Origin of the sequence: Streptomyces sp. NBC_00057, assembly GCF_045041165.1 — a bacterium.
Taxonomy (GTDB): domain Bacteria; phylum Actinomycetota; class Actinomycetes; order Streptomycetales; family Streptomycetaceae; genus Streptomyces.
On the sequence record NZ_CP108256.1, the window covers coordinates 1,247,625 to 1,268,104 of the forward strand.

General features: G+C 68.6%; 19 protein-coding genes and 3 pseudogenes. 9 read left to right on the forward strand and 13 right to left on the reverse strand.

Going from position 1 to position 20,480, the window contains the following annotated elements:
* Window positions 1-18 precede the first annotated feature (18 nt).
* The 6 genes and pseudogenes from OG953_RS06065 to OG953_RS06090 form a co-directional block, all read right to left on the reverse strand.
* Window positions 19-791, reverse strand: a pseudogene (locus tag OG953_RS06065) (sulfite exporter TauE/SafE family protein).
* Window positions 792-815: 24 nt separating this feature from the next.
* Window positions 816-1,586: a hypothetical protein gene (locus tag OG953_RS06070; RefSeq protein ID WP_405682923.1), complete on the reverse strand. Its 771-nt coding sequence runs from the start codon at window positions 1,584-1,586 to the stop codon at window positions 816-818.
* A gap of 71 nt (window positions 1,587-1,657) precedes the next feature.
* A complete protein-coding gene (locus tag OG953_RS06075; protein ID WP_405682924.1) occupies window positions 1,658-2,068 on the reverse strand; it encodes a hypothetical protein in 411 nt (136 codons plus the stop codon).
* A gap of 178 nt (window positions 2,069-2,246) precedes the next feature.
* Window positions 2,247-4,415: a permease gene (locus OG953_RS06080; RefSeq protein WP_405682925.1), complete on the reverse strand. Its 2,169-nt coding sequence runs from the start codon at window positions 4,413-4,415 to the stop codon at window positions 2,247-2,249.
* Window positions 4,415-5,098 carry an ABC transporter ATP-binding protein gene (locus OG953_RS06085; protein ID WP_405682926.1) on the reverse strand — a complete coding sequence of 228 codons (684 nt, stop codon included), beginning with the start codon at window positions 5,096-5,098 and terminating at the stop codon, window positions 4,415-4,417. Before OG953_RS06085 ends, OG953_RS06080 begins: the two co-directional genes overlap by 1 nt.
* 84 nt (window positions 5,099-5,182) lie before the next feature.
* On the reverse strand, window positions 5,183-5,530 hold the full coding sequence (locus tag OG953_RS06090) for a hypothetical protein (protein WP_405682927.1): 348 nt from the start codon (window positions 5,528-5,530) through the stop codon (window positions 5,183-5,185).
* Between the two features lie 397 nt (window positions 5,531-5,927).
* On the opposite strand from OG953_RS06090, the pseudogene OG953_RS06095 reads away from it, so the two are divergent.
* The 3 genes and pseudogenes from OG953_RS06095 to OG953_RS06105 all read left to right on the forward strand — a co-directional run.
* Window positions 5,928-6,029 (forward strand): annotated as a pseudogene (locus tag OG953_RS06095) (carbohydrate ABC transporter permease); the annotation flags it as partial.
* Between the two features lie 36 nt (window positions 6,030-6,065).
* Complete coding sequence (locus tag OG953_RS06100) at window positions 6,066-7,106, forward strand: hydroxyacid dehydrogenase (protein ID WP_405682928.1); 1,041 nt, start codon at window positions 6,066-6,068, stop codon at window positions 7,104-7,106.
* Window positions 7,103-7,342 (forward strand): annotated as a pseudogene (locus tag OG953_RS06105) (DUF2264 domain-containing protein); the annotation flags it as partial. The gene OG953_RS06100 and the pseudogene OG953_RS06105, both read left to right, overlap by 4 nt.
* Before the next feature lie 2 nt (window positions 7,343-7,344).
* Here the strand turns inward: OG953_RS06105 and OG953_RS06110 are convergent.
* The 6 genes from OG953_RS06110 to OG953_RS06135 form a co-directional block, all read right to left on the reverse strand.
* Window positions 7,345-7,977: a lactate utilization protein C gene (locus OG953_RS06110; protein WP_405682929.1), complete on the reverse strand. Its 633-nt coding sequence runs from the start codon at window positions 7,975-7,977 to the stop codon at window positions 7,345-7,347.
* Complete coding sequence (locus OG953_RS06115; protein WP_405682930.1) at window positions 7,974-9,515, reverse strand: LutB/LldF family L-lactate oxidation iron-sulfur protein; 1,542 nt, start codon at window positions 9,513-9,515, stop codon at window positions 7,974-7,976. Before OG953_RS06115 ends, OG953_RS06110 begins: the two co-directional genes overlap by 4 nt.
* Entirely contained in the window at window positions 9,512-10,279 is a 768-nt protein-coding gene (locus OG953_RS06120) for a (Fe-S)-binding protein (RefSeq protein WP_405682931.1), read from the reverse strand. Before OG953_RS06120 ends, OG953_RS06115 begins: the two co-directional genes overlap by 4 nt.
* A gap of 157 nt (window positions 10,280-10,436) precedes the next feature.
* Window positions 10,437-11,171, reverse strand: a complete 735-nt coding sequence (locus OG953_RS06125; RefSeq protein WP_405682932.1) for a FadR/GntR family transcriptional regulator — start codon at window positions 11,169-11,171, stop codon at window positions 10,437-10,439.
* A 145-nt stretch (window positions 11,172-11,316) separates the two neighbouring features.
* Complete coding sequence (locus OG953_RS06130; RefSeq protein ID WP_405682933.1) at window positions 11,317-12,363, reverse strand: S66 peptidase family protein; 1,047 nt, start codon at window positions 12,361-12,363, stop codon at window positions 11,317-11,319.
* Window positions 12,364-12,580: 217 nt separating this feature from the next.
* A complete protein-coding gene (locus OG953_RS06135; RefSeq protein ID WP_405682934.1) occupies window positions 12,581-13,360 on the reverse strand; it encodes a crotonase/enoyl-CoA hydratase family protein in 780 nt (259 codons plus the stop codon).
* Window positions 13,361-13,618: 258 nt separating this feature from the next.
* On the opposite strand from OG953_RS06135, the gene OG953_RS06140 reads away from it, so the two are divergent.
* From OG953_RS06140 to OG953_RS06150, 3 genes are all read left to right on the forward strand, one after another.
* Window positions 13,619-13,810 (forward strand): hypothetical protein, encoded by a 192-nt coding sequence (locus OG953_RS06140; protein WP_405682935.1) that lies wholly within the window; start codon window positions 13,619-13,621, stop codon window positions 13,808-13,810.
* A gap of 93 nt (window positions 13,811-13,903) precedes the next feature.
* Window positions 13,904-14,785, forward strand: a complete 882-nt coding sequence (locus OG953_RS06145) for a DUF2510 domain-containing protein (protein WP_405682936.1) — start codon at window positions 13,904-13,906, stop codon at window positions 14,783-14,785.
* Between the two features lie 119 nt (window positions 14,786-14,904).
* Window positions 14,905-15,228, forward strand: coding sequence for a hypothetical protein (locus tag OG953_RS06150; RefSeq protein WP_405682937.1), 324 nt, complete (start codon window positions 14,905-14,907; stop codon window positions 15,226-15,228).
* A gap of 39 nt (window positions 15,229-15,267) precedes the next feature.
* On the opposite strand, the gene OG953_RS06155 is transcribed toward OG953_RS06150, so the two are convergent.
* Window positions 15,268-15,900 carry a class I SAM-dependent methyltransferase gene (locus OG953_RS06155; protein WP_405682938.1) on the reverse strand — a complete coding sequence of 211 codons (633 nt, stop codon included), beginning with the start codon at window positions 15,898-15,900 and terminating at the stop codon, window positions 15,268-15,270.
* 637 nt (window positions 15,901-16,537) lie between these two features.
* On the opposite strand from OG953_RS06155, the gene fusA reads away from it, so the two are divergent.
* The 3 genes from fusA to OG953_RS06170 all read left to right on the forward strand — a co-directional run bounded on the left by fusA (window position 16,538) and on the right by OG953_RS06170 (window position 20,446).
* The gene (gene fusA, locus OG953_RS06160; protein WP_405682939.1) at window positions 16,538-18,637 is read left to right on the forward strand and encodes an elongation factor G; all 2,100 of its coding nucleotides are present in this window, start codon (window positions 16,538-16,540) and stop codon (window positions 18,635-18,637) included.
* A gap of 152 nt (window positions 18,638-18,789) precedes the next feature.
* Window positions 18,790-19,107, forward strand: coding sequence for an IS3 family transposase (locus OG953_RS06165; RefSeq protein WP_405691669.1), 318 nt, complete (start codon window positions 18,790-18,792; stop codon window positions 19,105-19,107).
* 139 nt (window positions 19,108-19,246) lie between these two features.
* Window positions 19,247-20,446, forward strand: coding sequence for a PucR family transcriptional regulator (locus tag OG953_RS06170; protein ID WP_405682940.1), 1,200 nt, complete (start codon window positions 19,247-19,249; stop codon window positions 20,444-20,446).
* Window positions 20,447-20,480: the final 34 nt, after the last annotated feature.

A 20,480-nucleotide genomic window follows, 5' to 3' on the forward strand; every position in this document is an offset into this window, starting at 1 on the left:
GGAACGCGCTGTGTGCGGTCAGCGCAGGAGCAGTTGGAGTCCGCCGAGAACGGTCGCGCCGAATACCAGCTGCTCGAAGAGCTTCTGGTTGATGCGGTCCACGCACTTGCGGCCGATGTACGCGCCGGGCAGGACGAACAGCAGCATGCAGGCGTCCAGTAGCAGCGACTGTGCGTCGATGAGGCCGAGGCCCACGCTGAACGACGCCTTGGACGTGTTGACGATGAGGAAGAGCCACGCCGACGTCCCCAGGAAGCCGAGCTTCCGGAAGCCGGCGGAGAGCAGATGGAGCGACATGACGGGGCCGCCCGCATTGGCGACCATGGTGGTGAAACCGCCGAGCACCCCGTACGAGCGGGCCTTGAACCTGCCGCCGCCTCGCATCGGTGGTGCGCCGGACTCCTCCGTGACCTCCCGGCCCGTGGCCGCGGGCCTCCGCCGCCAGATGGTGACACCTGCCATGAACAACAGGATCGCGGCGATCGATGTCCGTACGGCCGCGTCGTCGGCCCACATCATGAAGGCCGTTCCCGCCACCACGCCGACGGCTACAGCGGGGAAGAGCCGCAGCAGAGTCGGCCGGTGGGCGTGCCGCCGGTAGATGAGAACGGCGAGCACATCGCCTGCGATGAGGATCGGGAGCAGTACTCCGGTGGAGTCGCGGGCCGGGAGTACGGCCGCGAAGACCGCCAGACTGATCGTTTGGCGCCGCTGACGGCCGACTTCGAAAAGCCGACGAGAGCGGATGCCGCGGCGAGCGCGGCCAGTTGCCAGAGTGTGAGAGTGTCCATGCCAGGAACAGATGGTAGGCCCACCTATGGGAGCCAGAGGCAGGCGGCAGCCAGGAGCGCCACCGTCGCCCCACCTGTGATCACCGGGACCCAGCCAGCCGGCGAGCGCGCCGCCGCCGAGTGCGCCGATCGGCACCGTACCGATGAGTGCGGCCTGGAGACCCCGGCAACCCGGCCCTGGAGCTCGGGCGGTGTGATCAGTTGCTGGGTGGTGGTCATGGAGAGGGCCCAGACCGTGGCCGAAAGGCCGAAGAGGAACTGGTACGAAAGCAGCGCCGGGAAGCCGAATCCCAGGGAGGCGGCCGGAACCAGGAAGATGGCGAAGGCCGCCCAACCGCGCAGATCCGGGTCGCCGGGGCCAGCCCGATGGTGGCGGCGAACCGGCCGGCCAGCAGCTCTCCCAGGACGGTCGCGACGCTGAACGCGGCGTACACCGTCCCCAACTGCCAGGCGGGAAGAGCGAGCTCGCGGGTGGCGGGGAGCGGTCAGGCCGCGCAGACGTGCCCGGTCGACCAGCACACCGGCGAACGGGCCCAGGAGCGCTCCGGGGAGATAGCTCAGCGCCATCAGAGCGGACGCGCCGAACGGGCCCGCGTCCAGCCGGGTCACCGCGAGCAGTGCGAGCGCCAGGGTGGCGACCTGGCGCCCCACCGAGCTGGCGATCTGTTCTCCGCAGAGCAGCGCGAACGGGCGGTGGCGCAGCAGGGAGTGTCCGGGGTGCGCGGGGTGGTCGCTCCCGGCACCGGCAAAAGCCGTACGAGGAGGAGAGGAAGGGGGGTCGGGCGGCGGCTCCATCGTTCAGATGTCTGTGCAGGGGACGGGCCACCGGCGGACGCACGGTGGCAGGGCCACCACCCGGCCGTCCGTCACCCACGCGAGGCGTTCCGCCGCCAGCAGGTCCACCGTTCCTCTCTCTCGTCGATGAATTCCGCCGCATGGGTGCGCATCGCGGTCGCCGTGCCGATATCGATCCCGCGCCGCGAGGCGTAGTCCTTCGGCCGGGCCACACCCCATTCGGGATCCTTGTGCAGGACACCGGAGAATACCCGGTCCCCGAGGCTGTCGAAGATGGATTCGCTCCCCACCGCGACATGATCGCCGGGTCGCAGCGTTCCCTGCGAGCGTTCCAGCAGGAATTCCGCCCAGCGCAAGGAGCCGTGGGACTCGCGCACCTCGTCGTCCGGGCGGGTGCGGTGCAGCAGTGAGTGCAGCAGTCCCACTTGGAGCGAGGGGAGTTCGAGCGGCTGCCACGGCACGGTCACCAGATGAATTCGCACTGCGCCTCCCATGGCGCCGGGCGGACGCCGGGAAGCGCCCCACGCCCGCCCTTGCACGTGATGTCCGGCCCCTGTGCACCGGCTGCGTCGGGCGCCGATTGCACTGCGTGCCGATTGCGCCGGAATGCGCCGGCTCAGCGCGTGGTCTCGGTAAGAGCCGGCCGTGGTGTGCTTTCGTTCAGTCGGCGGTGGGTCGCCACTGGTTGGCCTCCCGGGCTGCCGCTCGTGCGCCGAGGAAACCGACGGTCAGGGAAACCGCAGCACACGCTGTGATCCCGTATCCGAGAATCGTCCAGGACACGGAGCCTTCCTGTACCAGGGCGATGAAGAACACCGAATGCCATGCGGTCACGGCCCCGGCGACAACGGTGGAGATGAGCAACGGGACGGTCAGATGCCATGAGGTCACGGAGCGGAATACCCGGCGGTGGCCGGTCAGGACGGAGAGCGGGGCGAGAGCGTGGCGGACCCTGACGAACTCGGCCGCCGCGCTCATCGAACCGGCCACGAGAATGAACAGGATGCCAGTGATGCCGAACAGCTGGATCCAGTTCGGCAGGCGAGAGCGCGAGGACCCCAGCCAGTTTCCGCCCAGGGCCTCGACCTGCACCGAGGGGTTGGGAAGTGTGAACGCGGCCTGCTTCACCGCTGCGAGCTGCCCCGGTGCGGGGGGCACGACGAGAAGGGACTGTGTGCCGTCCGGCTTCACGCTGATCCGGGGGACCTGTGTGAATCTGAGGTCGCCGTACCAGCGGCGCATCTCTTCCACCTTGGCCAACTGGGCACTGCTTCCCGCCACTGCCCTCGTGTCACCGTCACAGGTCACATGCAACCTGCGTAGGTCGCGGCAGGATCCTCCGATGGTCGTCCAGGGGTCTCTGGACGCTCCCGGATCGTAAAAAGTCCGGTTCAGCAGTATCGAACCGGACGGAAGCGACGAGCGGAACCGGTCCGTCTCCGGCGCGGTCATGCCGCCGGAGGTCACCTCGATCACCGTGTCCTTGATCCGCTGGTGCGTGGCGGCTGCCGCCTGTGAATGCACTCCGAGCCTGCTGGTCCACACCTGCATCTGGGCGACAATCCCGATACCGATCACCATGGCCAGAGCGAGGCGCACGATCACGCCGGGATGCGCGTGCGTCCACCGTCCGCCGATCATGCGGCCCGCATGCCCCCTGCGCTTCCCGTTGGCGGCGAGCCAGGAGCCCAGGTGGCGGGTGAGGAGTGCCACGACCGAGGAAAGAAAGGCCCACATCACGACGGTCCCGCAGGTGAACACGACGAGCTGGGCCTTCCGGGGCACGTACTGGCTCGTCAGGACCAGCGCGACGCCGACACCACAGGCGACCAGGCGCCACGCGGGAACACGGGAGGTGAAAGAGGCGGGGCGGGTGGACGTACCGTCCCGGGCAATGCGGTGCGTACCCACCACGATGCCCAGCACGACCAACAGAGATACAGCCGCCGACGCCATGGCGGTCGGCCATGCCGCCCACACGTCACGCTGGTCGAGGATGTATCCGGTGGGCGCGAGGCGGGTGTCCCATACGGAGGCCACGGCATACGGGACGAACGCGGTGACTGTTCCCAATACTGCAGGAATCGCGGCTTCACCGATGTTGACGATCATCCGGTGCCGCCATGTCCCACCCAGGGCTTGCAGCAGGCTGCTGCGCCGGTCACGGGTGCGGGAGCCGACCCGAGCAGCGACCACAGCCAGGGCGAGGGCGGGCAGCCCGGTCAGCGCCCAGAGAGCGAGGACAGGGGAGGTCACAGAGGGCTGATCGGCCATCTCTCCCGTCGCTCCGCCGCCGCTTCCGAAGGCAGACACTCCCATCCACCTGGGATCGCTCTTCGGCGGACTGTCCGCCACCCGGACATACGCGATCCGCTCAGAGGGAGTGACCAGCCCATCATTGGTGATGGTTCCGGCGAACCGTCCGTACCGGTTCAGGATTCCCTCTCCGCGTCCGGTCCTGACGAGTTCGGGAGAAAGCAGGACCTCGCCCGGATCCGGCCAGCGGGCCACACCGGCAGGAAGAGGAGCCTCGGGTGTGAGGGGGTGTACGAACACGATGGATACGGGCCTGGAGCCGACAGAGTCGATCCCCTCCCGGTACAGCAGCGTGGCGTCCTTGCTGAAAGTGATCACCGGCCCTCTGGCGTCCGCTCTGGTCTCACGGCCGTGATACGTCGCAACGGTGGCCACGGTCGCCAAGGTGACGAAGGCGACTGCGGCCGCGGCGCAGAACAGACCCCACCAGCGCAGACGGTCGCCGGGAGTGGAGCGGCCCGCTGCGAGACCGATCCTGAACAACTTTCCTGCGGTTCGGGCTCTTTCCTGCATCAGAGGGCTCCTGCTTCGGCCAGGATCCCGCCGAGGAGCTCGTGTCGGCGGTCGGCCCGAGCAGCAACCGTCAGGTCATGCGTGACCAACAGCAGTGCGCAGCCCCGCTCACGGGCAGTCGTGAACAGCAGCCGGGCGACTTCCTCCTTGGCGTCGGGGTCCAAGGCGCCGGTGGGCTCATCGGCGAGGAGGACGTCCGGCTCGGTGATCAGAGCCCGGGCAACGGCAGTGCGCTGGCGCTCGCCGCCGGAGAGCATGCCGGTCGGGGTGGAACCGACAGGGACACCGAGCTCGTCGAGGAGCTCCTCCGCGCGTCGGTAGGCGTCCTGGTGGCGGCCTCCGTCGAGCAGGACCGGCAGGGCGACGTTCTCTACCGGACTCAGCTCGGGCAGAAGTTCACCGAACTGGAACACCATGCCCAGAGTCTCCCGCCGTACCTGCGCAAGCTGCGTGGACCTGAGCCCGGTGATCTCCCGGCCCCCGGCGGTGATGGTGCCCGCCTGCGGTTTGATCAGGCCGAGGACGCACATGAGCAGCGTCGACTTACCGGACCCGCTGGGGCCGGTCACCGCGACCGACTCGCCGGCGGACACGGACAACTCCACGCCGTCGAGGAGAGTCCGTCCCTCGACCCGATAGCAGAGGCCACTCACGCGGAGCCCCGACGAATCACTTTGCTTCACAGAATTTTGCCTCTTGTCAGAAAATGGGGACACCGCGCCGGCCCGTCCCGGGCCGGCGCGGCATATTGGGCGTGAAGAGCAGACTTACGGAATGACCCAGCCCGAGCAGTCGTCCGGCGAGCCGTAGTTCTCGTCGCACGCCTTGAACTTGTGGATTCTGGACCCGTCACCGGAGTAGACGGTGGTTCCCGGGCCGCTGTGATTCCACAGGGTCCGCTTCGTTTCCGAGCTGTCCACCCGGTAGTACTCGGCCTTCACCGGGTCCCCATCACTGCTGTTGTCCTTGACGGCTATCTTCCCGCTGTCACCGCCGTCAGCCGGAGACCAGGCATGGGCGCCTTTGGCGACGGCGTCAGCGGCAACGGCAGTGGCCGTGGGGACCGCGAGCGACACAGTGAGCAGCGCGGCAGCGATGAACTTTGTCCTCGTCATTCGTGTGCACTCCTTCAGATGAAGATGTCGAAAGAACACAGGGCATACCAGAGAGGCATCAGCGGCGTGATTCGCCGGTTGGTGCAAAGCCCTGCTCTGATGACGTCCAAGCCGGGGCCCCGGCGCGACGCAGTGATCACCGTAAGCAAGTGCGGTGCATGCGAAAAGAGTTGACCTCCAAAGGCTCAAAACCGATCACGGTGCGCCAACCTGGCCTTTTGACCGATGCGTGCACCACTACCGATCAGCCGATCAAGATTCCCCGTGACCCGAATCAGGAGCCGCGGGAGGCGCACATGCCCGGTCGACAGAGTCGTCGATCCGTGCTCGCCACGATCGCCGCCCTGCCTCTGACAGGCGCGCTCAGCGCCTGCAGCGGCAGCGGCAGATCATCGCCGTGATCACGGGTTCGCTGCTCGCGGTCCTGCCGCTGATTCTCGCCTTCGCCCTGCTCCAGCGGTTCTGGAAGTCGGGGCTCACCGCGGGCGCCGTCAAATAGCCGCGCCGCCACCCCCACCCCCGTACCAGGAGAAAGATGCCCAGCACCGCCCGCACCTCCCCCGGCACGCGGAACCGACCGCGCGCCGCCGTCACCATGAAGCCGGACGCCGCGGCCGCGCTCCTCGACGCACGGTCCCTGGCCGCGCTCGGCGAGGTGTGCGACCTCGCTCCCCTGCCCGTTCTCGACGACTTCACCACCGACCGGGCGCGCGCCGTACTGGCCGACGTGGAGGTCCTGGTCACCGGCTGGGGCTGTCCGCCGCTCGACGGGGCGGCCCTGGACGCGGCGCCGCATCTGCGCGCCGTCGTCCACACCGCGGGCACCATCCGCGGGCACATCACCGAAGCCTGCTGGGAACGCGGCATCGAGGTGTCGTCGGCGGCCGCCGCCAACGCCCTGCCGGTGGCGGAGTACACCGTCGCGATGATCCTGCTCTCCGGCAAACGGGTCCTGGAACGGGCCCGCGACTACCGGACGGAACGCCGCCGCGACAACTGGCTCGCCACCTCGACGGAGGTCGGGAACTACGGCCGTACCGTCGGCATTCTGTCCGCCTCGCTGATCGGCCGACGCGTCATCGAGTTGCTGCGGCCGTACGACCTGCCGGTGCTGCTCCACGATCCGTACGTCTCCGAGGCGGAGGCCGCCGCTCTCGGCGTCCGGCCCGTCGGCCTCGGTGAACTGTTCGCTCGCAGCGACGTGGTGAGCGTGCACACCCCCCTGCTGCCGGCCACCCGCGGGCTCGTCAGCCGTGAACTACTCACCTCGATGCGGCCCGACGGCGTGCTCATCAACACCTCGCGGGGCGCCGTCGTCGACCAGGACGCACTCGTCGACGTACTCCGGCGGGACCGGATCCGGGCGATCCTCGACGTCACGGAGCCCGACACCCTGCCCGCCGCACACCCCCTCTGGGAGTGCGACAACGTGACCATCACTCCGCACCTCGCAGGCTCGCAGGGCAACGAGTGGCGGCGACTGGTCGATCTGGTGGTCGGCGAGGCCGGCCGCTGGGCCGCGGGCGACGGATTCGCCCACCCCGTACGACGCGAAAGGCTGGCATTCCTCGCATGACCGCACCCCATCTGGGCTCTCCCATCGAACTCCCCACCGATCAACGGGTGTTGAGCCCCCACACCGGCTACACCCGTGCGCACTGGGAGGCGGCTGCGGACGGACTGCTCAAGGCCGCCTGGCAGTGGGCCACTCCGGGCGGCGCGCTGCTGGACCTGCCGGGCCGCCCGTCCACATCCGGGGTGCGTTCCGACGGTCTGGAGAGGTACGCGCGTACGTTCCTCGCCGCCGCCTTCCCCTACACGTCTGTCCTGATCACCACGGCCAGTGTGCGCGGACCGTGCACGCCCTCCACCCTCTCCAGTTCGATGTCGGACGTGGCCGAAGGACCGCTGATCAGCGTCGTCGGCCGCTCCGGCACGAGCCGGGCCACCGCCTCCGGCACCCCGACCTCGACCGTCGACAGATCGACGACACACACATGCAGATCGGGGACGAGGGACAACGCCCGCCGCCCCTGGTCGGGTGAGCCGTCCAGAAAGATGGTGCCCGTCTCCGCGCAGCTGACGGCCGAGGCGGTGACGACCCCGTCCAACGCGTCGAGCCGGGGAGCCGGAATGTCGGCGGAGTCCTGCTGAACCTCACCGTCGTACGCGCCGAGCCACGCCGCGTCGAGTCCGGCCGGCACACCGATCCGCTGGGCGCCGCACTCCCGCAGCACCTCGGCGACGACCTGCGCCGTGCCCTCTGCGGTGCAGGTGTGCACCTGTGCCTTGTAGTCGACGAGCCGGTCGGTGAAGAGGGCCAGCCGCTCGTCGTCGGGGAGGCTGCGGCCGGTGCGGTAGGCGCGGCGGACGGTGGTGTCGGGGGCCGGGGCGAGGGCCAGGGCGTCCCTGATCCTGCCCAGCACCGTTTCGCGAGCGGTCGTCACTTCTCCTCCTCCTTCTTCTGGCTCTGCTCGTACTCGTCGGCGGCGGCCCGCATCGTCGCGGCGCCTTCGGCCGATGCCAGCCAGGAGCGGAAGGTCTGCTTCGGCGGGGCGGCGGTGTCGCGGCTGTCGCTCCAGCCGTTGAACGGCGGCGGCAGATGCGAGATCTTCCCGTCCCGCCCGGCGACGACGCGGCCGATCACCGCACCCTTCTGCGCGGCGGTGTACAGCTTGGGCCTCTTCATCACTCCGGCCGCGGCCTTCATGGCCAGCTTCTCCGCCGTCGTACCGGACTGCTCGGTGTGCTGGTGGCGCAGCTCCACCAGCAGCGACGGAATGTCGATCTTGACCGGGCAGGCGTCGAAGCAGGCACCGCAGAGGCTGGAGGCGTACGGCAAAGAGCTGTTGGGGTCGTCCTTGGCCGCGTGCATCCCGGCGAGCTGCGGGGTGAGGACCGCGCCGATCGGTCCGGGGTACGTCGATCCGTACGCATGGCCGCCGGCCCGTTCGTACACCGGGCAGACATTGAGACAGGCCGAGCAGCGGATGCAGCTGAGCGCCTCGCGCCCGATCCGGTCGGCGAGCGCGGCGGTGCGTCCGTTGTCGAGCAGGACCAGATGGAAGTCCTGCGGCCCGTCGCCGGGTGTCACACCGGTCCACATCGAGGTGTACGGGTTCATCCGCTCACCGGTGGAGGAGCGCGGCAGCAACTGCAGGAAGACTTCGAGGTCCTGATGGCGCGGCAGCACCTTCTCGATGCCCATGACGGTGATCAGGGTGTCGGGCAGGGTCAGGCACATGCGGCCGTTGCCCTCGGACTCGACGACACAGAGGGTGCCGGTCTCGGCAATACCGAAGTTGGCGCCGGAGATCGCCACCTTGGTCGTCATGAACTTCTCGCGCAGATAGGCGCGGGCCGCGGCGGCGAGATGCGCGGGTACGTTGTCGAGGTCCGGGTCGACGCCCGGAATCTCCTTGAGGAAGATCTGCCGGATCTCGTCGCGGTTGCGGTGGATCGCGGGCACCAGGATGTGTGACGGCTTGTCGTGCGCGAGCTGGACGATCAGTTCGGCGAGATCCGTCTCGTACGGGGTGATGCCGACCGATTCGAGGTGCTCGTTGAGGCCGATCTCCTGGGTGGCCATCGACTTGACCTTGATGACGTCGCTGCTGCCCGTCGCTTTGACCAGCCGGGCGACGATCTCGTTGGCCTCGACTCCGTCGCGCGCCCAGTGGACGGTGCCGCCGCGCTCGGTGACCTTGCGCTCCAGTTGTTCCAGGAGTTCGGGGAGCCGGTTCATGGTGTCGGTCTTGATGGCCGAACCGGCGTCGCGCAGTTCTTCCCAGTCGGGCAGTTCACCGGTGACATTCAGGCGTTTGGCGCGGATCGTGTGGGTGGCCCTGCCGAGATTGCGGCGCAGTTGTTCATTGCGCAGTTCGTCGTGGGCGGCCGCGGGGAACGTCCGGTCGCCACGCAGATTTCCCGTTCCGTACGGGGAACGGGGCGGGGTCGCGGGCATACCGAGGAAGGTGCTGCTCATCGGACGGCCTCCGTCGGAACGTACGGCGAGGTGCGGGTGGAGGAGAGGATCTGTGCGAGGTGCAGAGTGCGGGTGCCCGAGGCGATACGGGAGAGTCCGCCGCCGATGTGCATCAGACAGGACGAGTCGCCCGCGGTGCACACATCGGCTCCGGTGGCGGCGATGTTGCGCATCTTGTCCTGGAGCATCGCCGTCGACGTCTCGGCGTTCTTGACGGCGAATGTGCCGCCGAATCCGCAGCAGGAGTCGGCTTCGGGGAGCTCGACGAGGTCGATGGAGTCGACGGCGCGGAGCAGTTTCAGCGGCTTCTCGCCGACCCGGAGCATGCGCAGGGAGTGGCAGGTGGGGTGGTACGTCACCCGGTGCGGGAAGTATGCCCCGACCTGGGTGACGTCCAGGACGTCGACGAGGAATTCCGACAGCTCGTACGTCTTGGCCTTGACTGTGGCGACGCTCGCGCGCAGCGCCGCGTCCCCGTACCGCTCGGCGACGATCTCGTGCTGATGGCGGACCGAGCCCGCGCACGATCCGGACGGCATGACGACGGCGTCGATCGACGCGTCACCGAACTGCTCGGCGAAATTCCGTACCAGGGGCACGGGTTCGCGCTGGTATCCGGTGTTGACGTGCATCTGACCGCAGCAGGTCTGCCCCGGCGGGAACACCACGTCATGGCCCAGGCGGGCGAGCAGGACCGCGGTCGATTTCACCGCCTCGGGGAAGAGCGTGTCTCCCAGACAGGTGGCGAAGAGTCCGATGCGCATGGGGTCTCTCCGATCGATTCTCCAATTTTTATGGTCCGACCATACTAGCCTCGGTCCGGAGCGTGAAGGGTGCGGCGCGCCCGGAGCGGCCGGAACACTGTCATGCCCCTGACAATTCTTTATCGACGGCCGACGCACCGGTCGTCGATCACCGCTCTTACAGCCGCTCGGAGTTCTCGTCGACCAGCGTGCCGTGGAGGCTGCGGATGTGCTGTTCGACCAGGTCGGCGGCGCTCGCACCCTTGCCTGCGCGCACCAGCCGCAGGAGTTCGATGTGTTCTGCGTTGAGTGCGGCAGCCGTGGCCGACCAGTCCTCGGCCTCCTCCAGGGCTCGCAGGATCAGCGGGCGCACCGACTCGCGTACAGCGGAGGTGAGCGTGGAGGTCAGCTCATTGCCGGAACTGCGGGCGATGTGCACATGGAACCGGGTGTCCAGGTCGTTGAACTCGGGAACCTCGACATCCGACTCCCCCATCCGTACGACCAGGGCCTCCGCCTCGTCGAGGTCCTCCTTCGAGGCGTGCCGCGCGGCCGCCTCGAAGCTCGACCTCTCCAGCACGACGCGCGCCTCCAGGACATCATGGAGGCTGTAGCTGCCGAGGGCGAAGTGCAGACGCAGCAGCCGGCCGAGGGCATCGTCCGGGTTGCGTACGATCCGCGCCCCGGCATCCGGCCCCCGGCCCGGCTGGGCGACCAGCACGCCGATGGTCTCCAGCACCCTCAGCGCCTCACGCAACGCGGACCGGCTGACCCCGAGAACCGGCGCGAGCTCACGCTCGGGCGGCAGCCGGTCGCCGGCTCTGAGCTCACCGGCGAACACCCGCTGCTCAATGCTTTGGAGAACGAGTTCATGCGTACGGGACTGCCGCACGGGTTGCCACTCGACGGACATCCGTCACCCCCTGCCTCGGCCGGAATCGTCCGGTTGCCCTCGTGTCTGCTGCCCGATCTCCAACTATGTCACACATCACGTATGGTCGGACCAAAGGCGAGTCGTGCGGGACCCGCTGCCGAAGGCCGTCACGACGCGTCCGGTCTCAGTATGTGACGACGATGCGGCGGTCCACTCCGTCCACCTCGATGTTCCCGCCGAACGGGATGATCTGCTGCGGGTCGGTGTGGCCGAGGTCGACGTCGAAGACGGCCATGGTCTCGGGTGCGTATTCGCTCAACGCCCGCAGGACCGCCTTGCGTTGCTCCTCCCGGTAGCGCTCCCCCTCCTCGACGGCGAGCGGTTGGCCGAAGGACCAGTTCTTGGCCCGCCCCATGAGCAGGGCGGGGAATTGTCGCAGCAGCCCACGCTCCCCCATGTTCCGCAGAATCCGGTAGACCTCGTCGGCGGACGGCATCTCCTCGGACGTTTCGAGGAAGAGCACCCGGCCCGCATAGGCGGCGACCGGCTGGATCTCACGGTCGGCCATCAGCAGCCAGGACAGGATCTCCAGGCTGCCGCCCCAACTCGCGCCCTGGACGGCCCGGCCGTCGGCGTTGTGCCAGATCCAGCCGTCGCAGGGCCGCATCTCGGGTTCGGAGTCGAAGGTACGCGGCTCCTCCCAGCGGCCGCCGGCCCCGTTGGTCTCCTTGGACGAGGTGAGTTCAAAGGCACCGCGGGTGAAGAGCGCCGCACGCAGGGAGTCGGCGGTCAGGGGGTGCATCGCACCGGGACGCCCCATCTCGACCATCACTGTTCCGCCGTGGTAGCCGACGACGCCCAGGTTTCCCAGGAACACCAGCAGGTTGGTGCAGTCGCTGTACCCGAAGAAGGGCTTGGGGTTGGCGCGCAGGAGGTCGCGGTCCAGGTGCGGCAGCACGGTGATCTGGTCGTCGCCGCCGATACTGGAGATCACGGCCTTGATGTCGGGGTCGGCGAAGGCGGCATGAATGTCGGCGGCCCGCTCCTGCGGGGTGGAGCCCATCTTTCGAGTCGCCGCGTACTCCACCGGTTCGAGCCCGAACTCCTCCCGCAGTCTGCGCAGTCCCAGCTCATGGGGCAGGGGCAGGATGCCGGGGAGACCGGATGACGGGGACAGCACGGCGACGCGATCGCCGGGCCGGGGCTTGGTGGGGTACAGGTATGTCGACATCCGATGAGCGTATGTGCCGAGATACCCGGGGTCCGTCGAATTTTCCGCCGGGGTCCGTTTGCTGACCGGCATCAGCGTTGCTGACCGGCCGAGGAGCGAAGCCGAGAGCCCGCCCCTGCCCCGGTGGCGGATGCCGATGGCTCCCTTCTCCTGCTGTCGGGACCGGTCCGCGTGCTGGTCACGCGGACCGCCCCGGTGGCGCCGGGCGGCCCGTCGTTCATTCGGCGAAGGACCCGTGGCGGCCCGCGCCGCCCCCGAAGCGGTCGGCACCGGCCTGCGTCTCCCCCGCAGTCAGCGGCACCATGCCGTGCCGGTACTCCGAGGCCAGGGCGTCCGGCTCGCCAAGACCGTGCTGCTCGCGCACCGAGAGCCGGTCGTGGCGCAGACACAGCTGCGGGAACGCGGCGATCTCCCGAGCGAGTTGCTCCGCCGCACGGCGGGCCTCACCCGGCGGGACGATCCGGTTGGCGAGCCCGATGGCGTACGCCTCGGAGGCCGGGACCGGTCGCCCGGTGAGGATCATGTCCATGGCCCGGCTCTCACCGATCAGACGCGGCAGCCGTACGGTTCCGCCGTCCACCAGCGGCACTCCCCAGCGGCGGCAGAACACCCCGAACACCGCATCGTCCTCGGCCACCCGCAGATCGCACCAGACGGCCAGCTCCAGCCCTCCGGCCACCGCATGCCCCGCGACCGCGGCAATGACCGGCTTGCTCAGGCGCATACGGGTCGGGCCCATCGGCCCGTCACCCTCGGCCAGGACCTTGTTGCCGCGTTCCGTACCGATGCCCTTCAGATCGGCACCGGCACAGAACGTGCCGCCCTCGCCCCACAGCACGGCGACGGCTGCTTCCGGGTCGGCCTCGAACTGACGGAAGGCATCGGCCAGTTGGTCCGCCGTCGGGCCGTCCACGGCGTTACGGACCTCGGGCCGGCTGAGGATCACCGTGAACACGGGGCCGCCGCGCTCGATTCGTACCGCAGGTTTCTCGCCCATCGTTCGCCCTCCCACAGGGGATCGCGCAGTGCCCGGCGGAGGATCTTGCCGACCGGGGAGTACGGAATGGTTTCCACGAAGTGCACGGTCTTCGGAACCTTGTACCCGGCCGGCCGGGCGCGTACATGTTCGCGCAGGATGGCTTCACCCAGTGCGCCGTCGTAGGCGCCCCCGAATTTTCTCGCGGGCCTGGAGCTGTGGCTCGCGGCCCGCACCGATCCCGGTCTCAAGGCGGCCCTGCTGCCCGCGGAACGGAAGGTGGGCGCCGCTCAGCGCGCCGTGATCTCAGGCATCTTCGGGCCGGAGGTCGCGGCGCGCGACGATTTCGCCATACTCTGCGAATCGCTGCTGGTCCTGCACCGGGGGCCGGCGCTCACCAGCGTGCTGCGCGAGGACCCGGCGTTCGGGGACGAGATGCTGCGGCTGTGGGCGGAGCGCTTCCTCACCTGATTCGCGCGATTCGCCACGTTCACCCGATTTGCCCGGTTCATCTGGTCCAGTGGACTCATCCGATTCTCACGCAACCGTTCTACGGTGGACTGCGTGACCCAGACGAGCCCGCCCGGCTGGCATCCAGACCCCGGGTATACAGGAATTGGCCCCGTTCACGAACGCTGGTGGGACGGCAACCAGTGGACCGACCATCTCCGCGTGCCGCCCGCCCGCATCCGGCGCCGCCGGATGCGTATCGGCATCACCGCAGGTGTGGTGGTGCTCGCGGCCATCGGGGGCGGCCTCTTTCTGCTGTCGGACGATTCCGGCGATTCGAAGGACAGCGCGGCCACTGCCCCGTCCACCCCACCTTCCGATGCGCCCGGCCGGGGGCCGGGTGCACCCGGAGGCGGCGGCGAGAACCAGGCACCCGAGCAGCAGGTGCCGCAGCCCGAGGACGGCTACGCCACGGACCTGGCCGGCGGAATCAGCCTCCCGGTACCCGACGGCTGGACGGGCAAGTCGGGGATCGCGGGCGCGGAAGTGACCACGGGCCAGTACGCCTGTCCCGGCGACACGTCTCAGGAGTGCGTGCGCGGCGGGGTGTTCTCCATGCCGGCGAAGGCCCTGAAGCTCGACACCACAACGGCGAAGGCCACGGCGACGAAGGACATCTCCGCCAACGCTACGGATTCCTATGGCGAGAAGATCTACGGAGGCATCACCTCGCATCAGGAGCTCAAGTCGGGACCGGTCACCGTGGCCGGCGAGCAGGGCTATCTGGTGCGCTGGAAAGTGGTGACGAAGAGCGGCGACGACGGGTACGTCCAGTCGCTGGCGTTCCCGTCCCCCCGCTCCAAGGACACACTGATGGTCGTCCGTTCCGGCTTCGACATCAACACCAAGGCGCCGGAGCTCTCCGTCATGGACGACATCACCAAGGGCATCAAGGCCGCATCGGGAACGGGCTCCGGTCCCGGCACCACCGCCTAGGAGCGCGGCGGATGATCCGCCGGCGGGGCGGGCGCCGTACACCGGTGAGTACGAAAGGACAACCGGACTGAGTATGTCGTCCGATTCCTCACCGGGCCATCGCTGATCGAATGACACCCATGGCTCCCGACGCACCGCCCCGCCCCCGCATGCAGCACGTCGCCACCGCCGGTACGGCCCTGGCCGTGACCTTGGCCCCGCTGGTGATCGGCGTGCTGCTGGCCAAGACCATGGCGACGGATCCGATGACGCCGGTCAACGCGATGGTCACCAGGGGTGGGCAGCCTGCACCCATCTCGCCCGCACAATGGCGCAGATGCGGCAGGCATGCGCTTCGCAGGTGGAAGGGTCCGCTGAACGCCTGCAAGCGCCCGGGCGCTCTTGTGCAGCGGTGCCCCGGGGTACGCCCACGACGGCCCGGGTTGCTTCTGCGCGAGCACTGACATACCGCGGGCTTGTCCTCCGGGTGGGCCCGCGGTATGTCAGGCCCGTCGGCAGTGCAGGAACAACTGGGGCTCGGCCACCGCTGCTTCGTAGGACGGGGTGAACAGGCTGCTGTGCTCCCACAGGACCGTGAATCCGGCCCCGGCGACCAGCTCGGTGAATTCATCGGCACCGAAGCTGGTCGCCTGCACCTTCTGTCCCATGAAGACGACGCTGACGTCCTCGACGTCCAGCGGCACCGTCGCGACGACCAGGTGGCCTCCGGGGACCAGCAGTCGCCCCAGCTTCCCCAGGAGTCGGGACTGCTCGTCGCGGGACATCTGCAGCAACGAGAAGTACACGCAGACCGCATCGAAACTCCCCTCGTCCAGGGGAAGTTCACGAATATCGGCACATTCGAACGACGCACCGGGCACTTGCCGGGCCGCCACGTCCACCATGACGGGCGAGACATCGACACCCAGCACATCATGACCGGCGTCGACCAGGGTCTGCGCGGTCGGCCGGCCTGTTCCGCAGCCCACGTCCAGGACCCGGCTGTGCGGTGCGATGTGCTCCAACAGCCGGTTGAGCGAGGCGTGGTGGGTGGCCGAGTCGGCGAACGCCCGCTCGTACTCGGCACCCAGAGCATCGAATACCTGCGCGGCCGGGAGGCCGTGGTCTTCGTCCATCGATATGCGTCCTTCCGTTGCCCTGGCGGCTCCTCGGGATCGTTTCATCATTCGCTGTGGCCTTCAACGCCCGATCGGGGCACGTCACATGGGGGCGCAGGGCACCCGATAGACGAACGAGGGGAACGGGTCGTCCGTCGCTCGCCGCCAGGCCTGCCCGATCTTCGCCGGGGCCCGCTCGCGGGCCCCGGCGAAGGCGGTGACACAGGCCGCATGGACCTCGCTCAGCCGGGTGCGCCGGGTGAGGGCGTGGATACGGCGTCAGGCAGAAAAATCCGGTGAACCGCCGGCACCGGGTTCACTACACTGGCCACCGATCGCACGCTGCAACGACATCGCAGCGCGCGCCGTGACGAGTGAGGGGAGACCGGCCGTGCGTTACCGCACCGCTGTTGTTGTCCCCCAGTCGCGGTACGAGGTGATCCTGGTGTCCTCGTGTGCCCGGTGCCTGCTGCGCGGCCGGCACCGGACGTCCGCGACGAACAACTGACCCCTGTCTTAACGATGTTGAGCCGCCCCGGCGGCTGTGCACCGATGTGGTGCGCCGCATCAGGGGTTTCTGCGGGGCCTGACCACAGGCCGGTTCGTCCGGGAATTGCGCCGACCCGATCCGGATCACCCCGAAAGGCCATGGGCCGTGCGTACCGACCTGCACCGTCATCTCACCAGTCCACTGACCGGCGTTCGTAATCTGGGCATCCTCGCCCACGTCGATGCCGGCAAGACCACCGTCACCGAACGGATCCTCTACCTCACCGGCACCACCCACAAGCGGGGCGAGGTCCATGACGGGACGACAGTCACCGACTTCGATTCCCAGGAACGCGACCGTGGGATCACCATCTTCGCCGCTGCGGTGAGTTGCGTCTGGGACGGCCATCGGATCAATCTGATCGACACCCCGGGCCACGTCGACTTCTCCGACGAGGTGGAGCGCTCGCTGCGGGTGCTCGACGGCGCGGTCGCGGTGTTCGATGCTGTCGCCGGGGTCGAACCGCAGAGCGAGTCGGTGTGGCGGCAGGCCGATCGGCACGGGGTGCCGCGAATCGCCTTCGTCAACAAGCTGGACCGTGCCGGTGCCGACCTCGACGCGGCGGTCGCGTCGATGAGGGCGCGGCTGCACACGGTACCGCTGGTGGTGCAGCTGCCGATCGGGAAGGAGGACGGGTTCACCGGAGTGGTGGATCTGCTGCGTATGCGTTCGCTGGTCTGGGCCGACGGCCGCGGCACGTTCGAGGAGGGCCAGGTACCGGATGCTCTGCGGGAAGAGGCACATCGGCGCCGCCGGCTGCTCGAGGAGACGGTGGCGGAACTCCATCCGGTCGCGTTGGAGGAGTTCTGTGCGGAGTCGACGGTCTCCGCACAGACTCTGTCCGCCGCGCTGCGCGACCTGACCCGTACCGGTGAGGGCGTCGTGGTGTTGTGCGGTTCGGCCTACCGCAACCGAGGGATCGAGCCACTGCTGGAGGCTGTCGTGGCCTACCTGCCCTCGCCGCTGGATGTGCCGGCGGTACGCGGCACCCTGGACGGCGCGGTGCAGGAGCGGTCCGCCGACCCGGCGGCACCGTTCGCCGCGCTGGTGTTCAAGGTGAACTCGACCGCCACGGGGCGGCTGACTTATCTGCGCGTGTATTCGGGAACGATCCGGAAGGGGGACGCGGTGCTGGACGTGGGCGCGCGACGCAATGAGCGAATCGGCCGGATCCTGCGGGTACAGGCCGGACAGCACTCGGACGTGGACCAGGCGGTGGCCGGGGACATCGTCGCGGTGATCGGGCTGAAAGCCGCCCGTGCCGGGGCGACCCTGTGCACACCCGCGGCGCCATTGGTTCTCGAACCGCCCTCCGTTGCCGATCCGGTCGTCTCCGTGGCGGTCGAGGCCCGCAGACGCATCGACACCGAACGCTTGGTTTCGGCGCTGGCGCGATTGGTCGAGGAGGATCCTTCGCTGACGGTCCGGACCGACCCCGAGACCGGTCAGACGGTGCTGTCCGGAATGGGGGAACTGCATCTTGAGGTCGCGGTGGAGAAGATCCGTCGTGCTCACGGGCTGGAGATCGGCGTCGGCCGGCCGCAGGTGGCCTACCGGGAGACGGTCGTCCGCGGCGTATCCGGACTGGTGTACCGGCACATCAAACAGGACGGAGGTGCCGGCCAGTTCGCTCACGTCGTCCTCGATGTGGAACCGCTGGAAGCCGCTGGTGACAACGGCAGTGGCAGTGCAGTGGACTTCGTGTTCCGGTCGACCGTCGTCGGTGGCCGGGTGCCGCAGGAGTACGTCCGGGCGGTGGAGGCCGGTTGCCGGGACGCTCTGGCCGAGGGCCCCCTCGGCGGTCACCCGGTGACCGGACTGCGGGTCACGCTGGCCGACGGGGCCACCCACTCCAAGGACTCATCGGAGATGGCGTTCCGGACGGCCGGCCGGCTCGCGCTCCGTGAGGCGCTGCGCAACAGCGTGATGGTGCTGCTGGAACCGGTGGTGGAGGTCACGGTCACCGTGCCCGACGACGCCGTGGGCGGGGTGCTCGGTGACCTGGCGGCGCGGCGCGGCCGGGTCTCGGGCTCGACCGCGCGGGTCGGCACGTCGGTGATCACCGCGACCGTGCCGCTGGCGGAGTTGTTCGGCTATGCGACCCGGCTGCGCAGCCGGACCCAGGGCCGGGGAACGTTCACCACCAGGGCCACCGGTCACGCCCCGGCGCCGAGCGCGGTGCCCCGCGGGACGCCGCCCCGGTAGAACCTTCGACGGCCTCGCCCGTACGCGGGCGGGGCCGTCGAAGGCGCGGGGTCAGTTGCCGGCGCAGCCTGGTCACCCCCGGCACCCTGCTGACCTGGCACCACTGCCTGCTCCGCAGGAAGCGGAAGCCTACGCGCACGGGACGCCCGCCCATCTCCGAGGAACTCACCGCCCTCATCCTGCACCTGGCCCACGACAACCCCACCTGGTGCTACACCCGCATCCAGGGCGAGTTGCGGCGCCTCGGACACCGGGTCGGCGCCTCGACCATCCGCCGCATCCTGCGCAGCGCCGGCCTCGGCCCCCTACCACGGCGCAGCCCCGGTGCGGGGCCGACCTGGCGCCAGTTCCTGCGGGTCCAGGCCTCTGGTCGATTATTGTGGCGGGTTTGCGTCATGGAAGAAATCCGCCACTGTCAATCAGTTGCCCCGGTTCGCCCCCAGGCCAATTATCTGTCATGCACGCGATGAGGATCACAACCGATCCGGAGGCTTTGACAAGCGTAGGAAGCGTTGCCACGCCCGTGGCATCGAGCGCGCTCGGACCAGCACGGGCTGTACCGCCCGGAGGTGTTCAATGTACCCGGAGCTCCAGTACCTCGTTGACTCAATGGCGATCAAGCTGTCACGCCCCGCAACCGTCGAGGACCGCAGCCAGCGGCTGGTGGTCTACAGCCGGCACAGCGATCTGCCCGACGCGGTTCGCCATGCTTCGATTCTGCAGCGCTGCGTATCTGGCGAGGTGCTGGCATGGCTGCGACAGTTCGAGCTGGCCAAGGCGCGACACCCGGTCTGCATTCCCCGCAACGTCTCGCTCGGCATGCTGCCGCGGATATGCATACCGATCCGGCACCACGACCTTCTCCTGGGGTATCTATGGCTCATCGATGCCGACGAGTCGATGAGCTCGGAGCAGATCGCGCTGGCCGAAACCGCCGCCCAAGACTTCGCTCTTGCGCTGTATCGTGAGGTGCTGGCTGGCGAGCTCGCGCAAAACCGGGAGACAGAGGCGATCAGGAACCTGCTGCTTTGCGGCAGCGATGTCCAGTCCTATGCGGCTCGCACCCTCATCGACGGCAGGCACTTCGACCCCTCCCTCGGTGTCGTCGTGCTGGTGGCCCGGCCGGTGCTCGCCCCCGATGCCGAGCCGGATGCCCAAGTGCGGCTCGCTCTCGAACATGCACTCGTCAATACCCGCCACCGGCTGCCCGCAAGACACGCCGTCCACCTTGTCTCTCACAGCGACGGGTTGCTTCTCTTCGGCACGGAGGGGGAGGTCGACGAGCTGACGGTGGACCGCTATGCGTCCCACCTCGACCACGCCTTGCAGACCGCGATGTCCGGACTCGAGCAGGTGTCGTCATCCGTGATCGGCGTCGGACAGCCACGGTCGGAGTTGGCGCAGGCGCGGGGCTCCTATCTCGAGGCCGACCAAGCTGCTCGTATCGCTGCTTCCATGCCCGACGTCAGCCGGATTGCCCGATGGTCCCAGCTCGGCATCTACCGGGTACTCGCGCAGCTGTTCAGTCAAGACCTCGGCAAGCTTGTGCTTCATCCCGGGCTCGAGCGGCTCTTCACCGATCCGGAGGCGCTGCCTCTGCTTCAGACGCTGGAGACCTATCTTGATCTCTCCGGGAACGCACTCGCGGCCTCCAAACGCCTGAAGCTGCATCGTACGTCGCTGTACTACCGGATTCAGCGTTTTGAGCACTTGGCAGGCGCCGACCTCAAAGACGGCAACGAACGTCTCTGCCTGCACCTCGGACTGAAACTCGCGCGATTCACCGGCCGCTACCGGCCTGCCTGCTGAACCCGCAGTCCGGCGACGCCCCGCGCTGCAGACG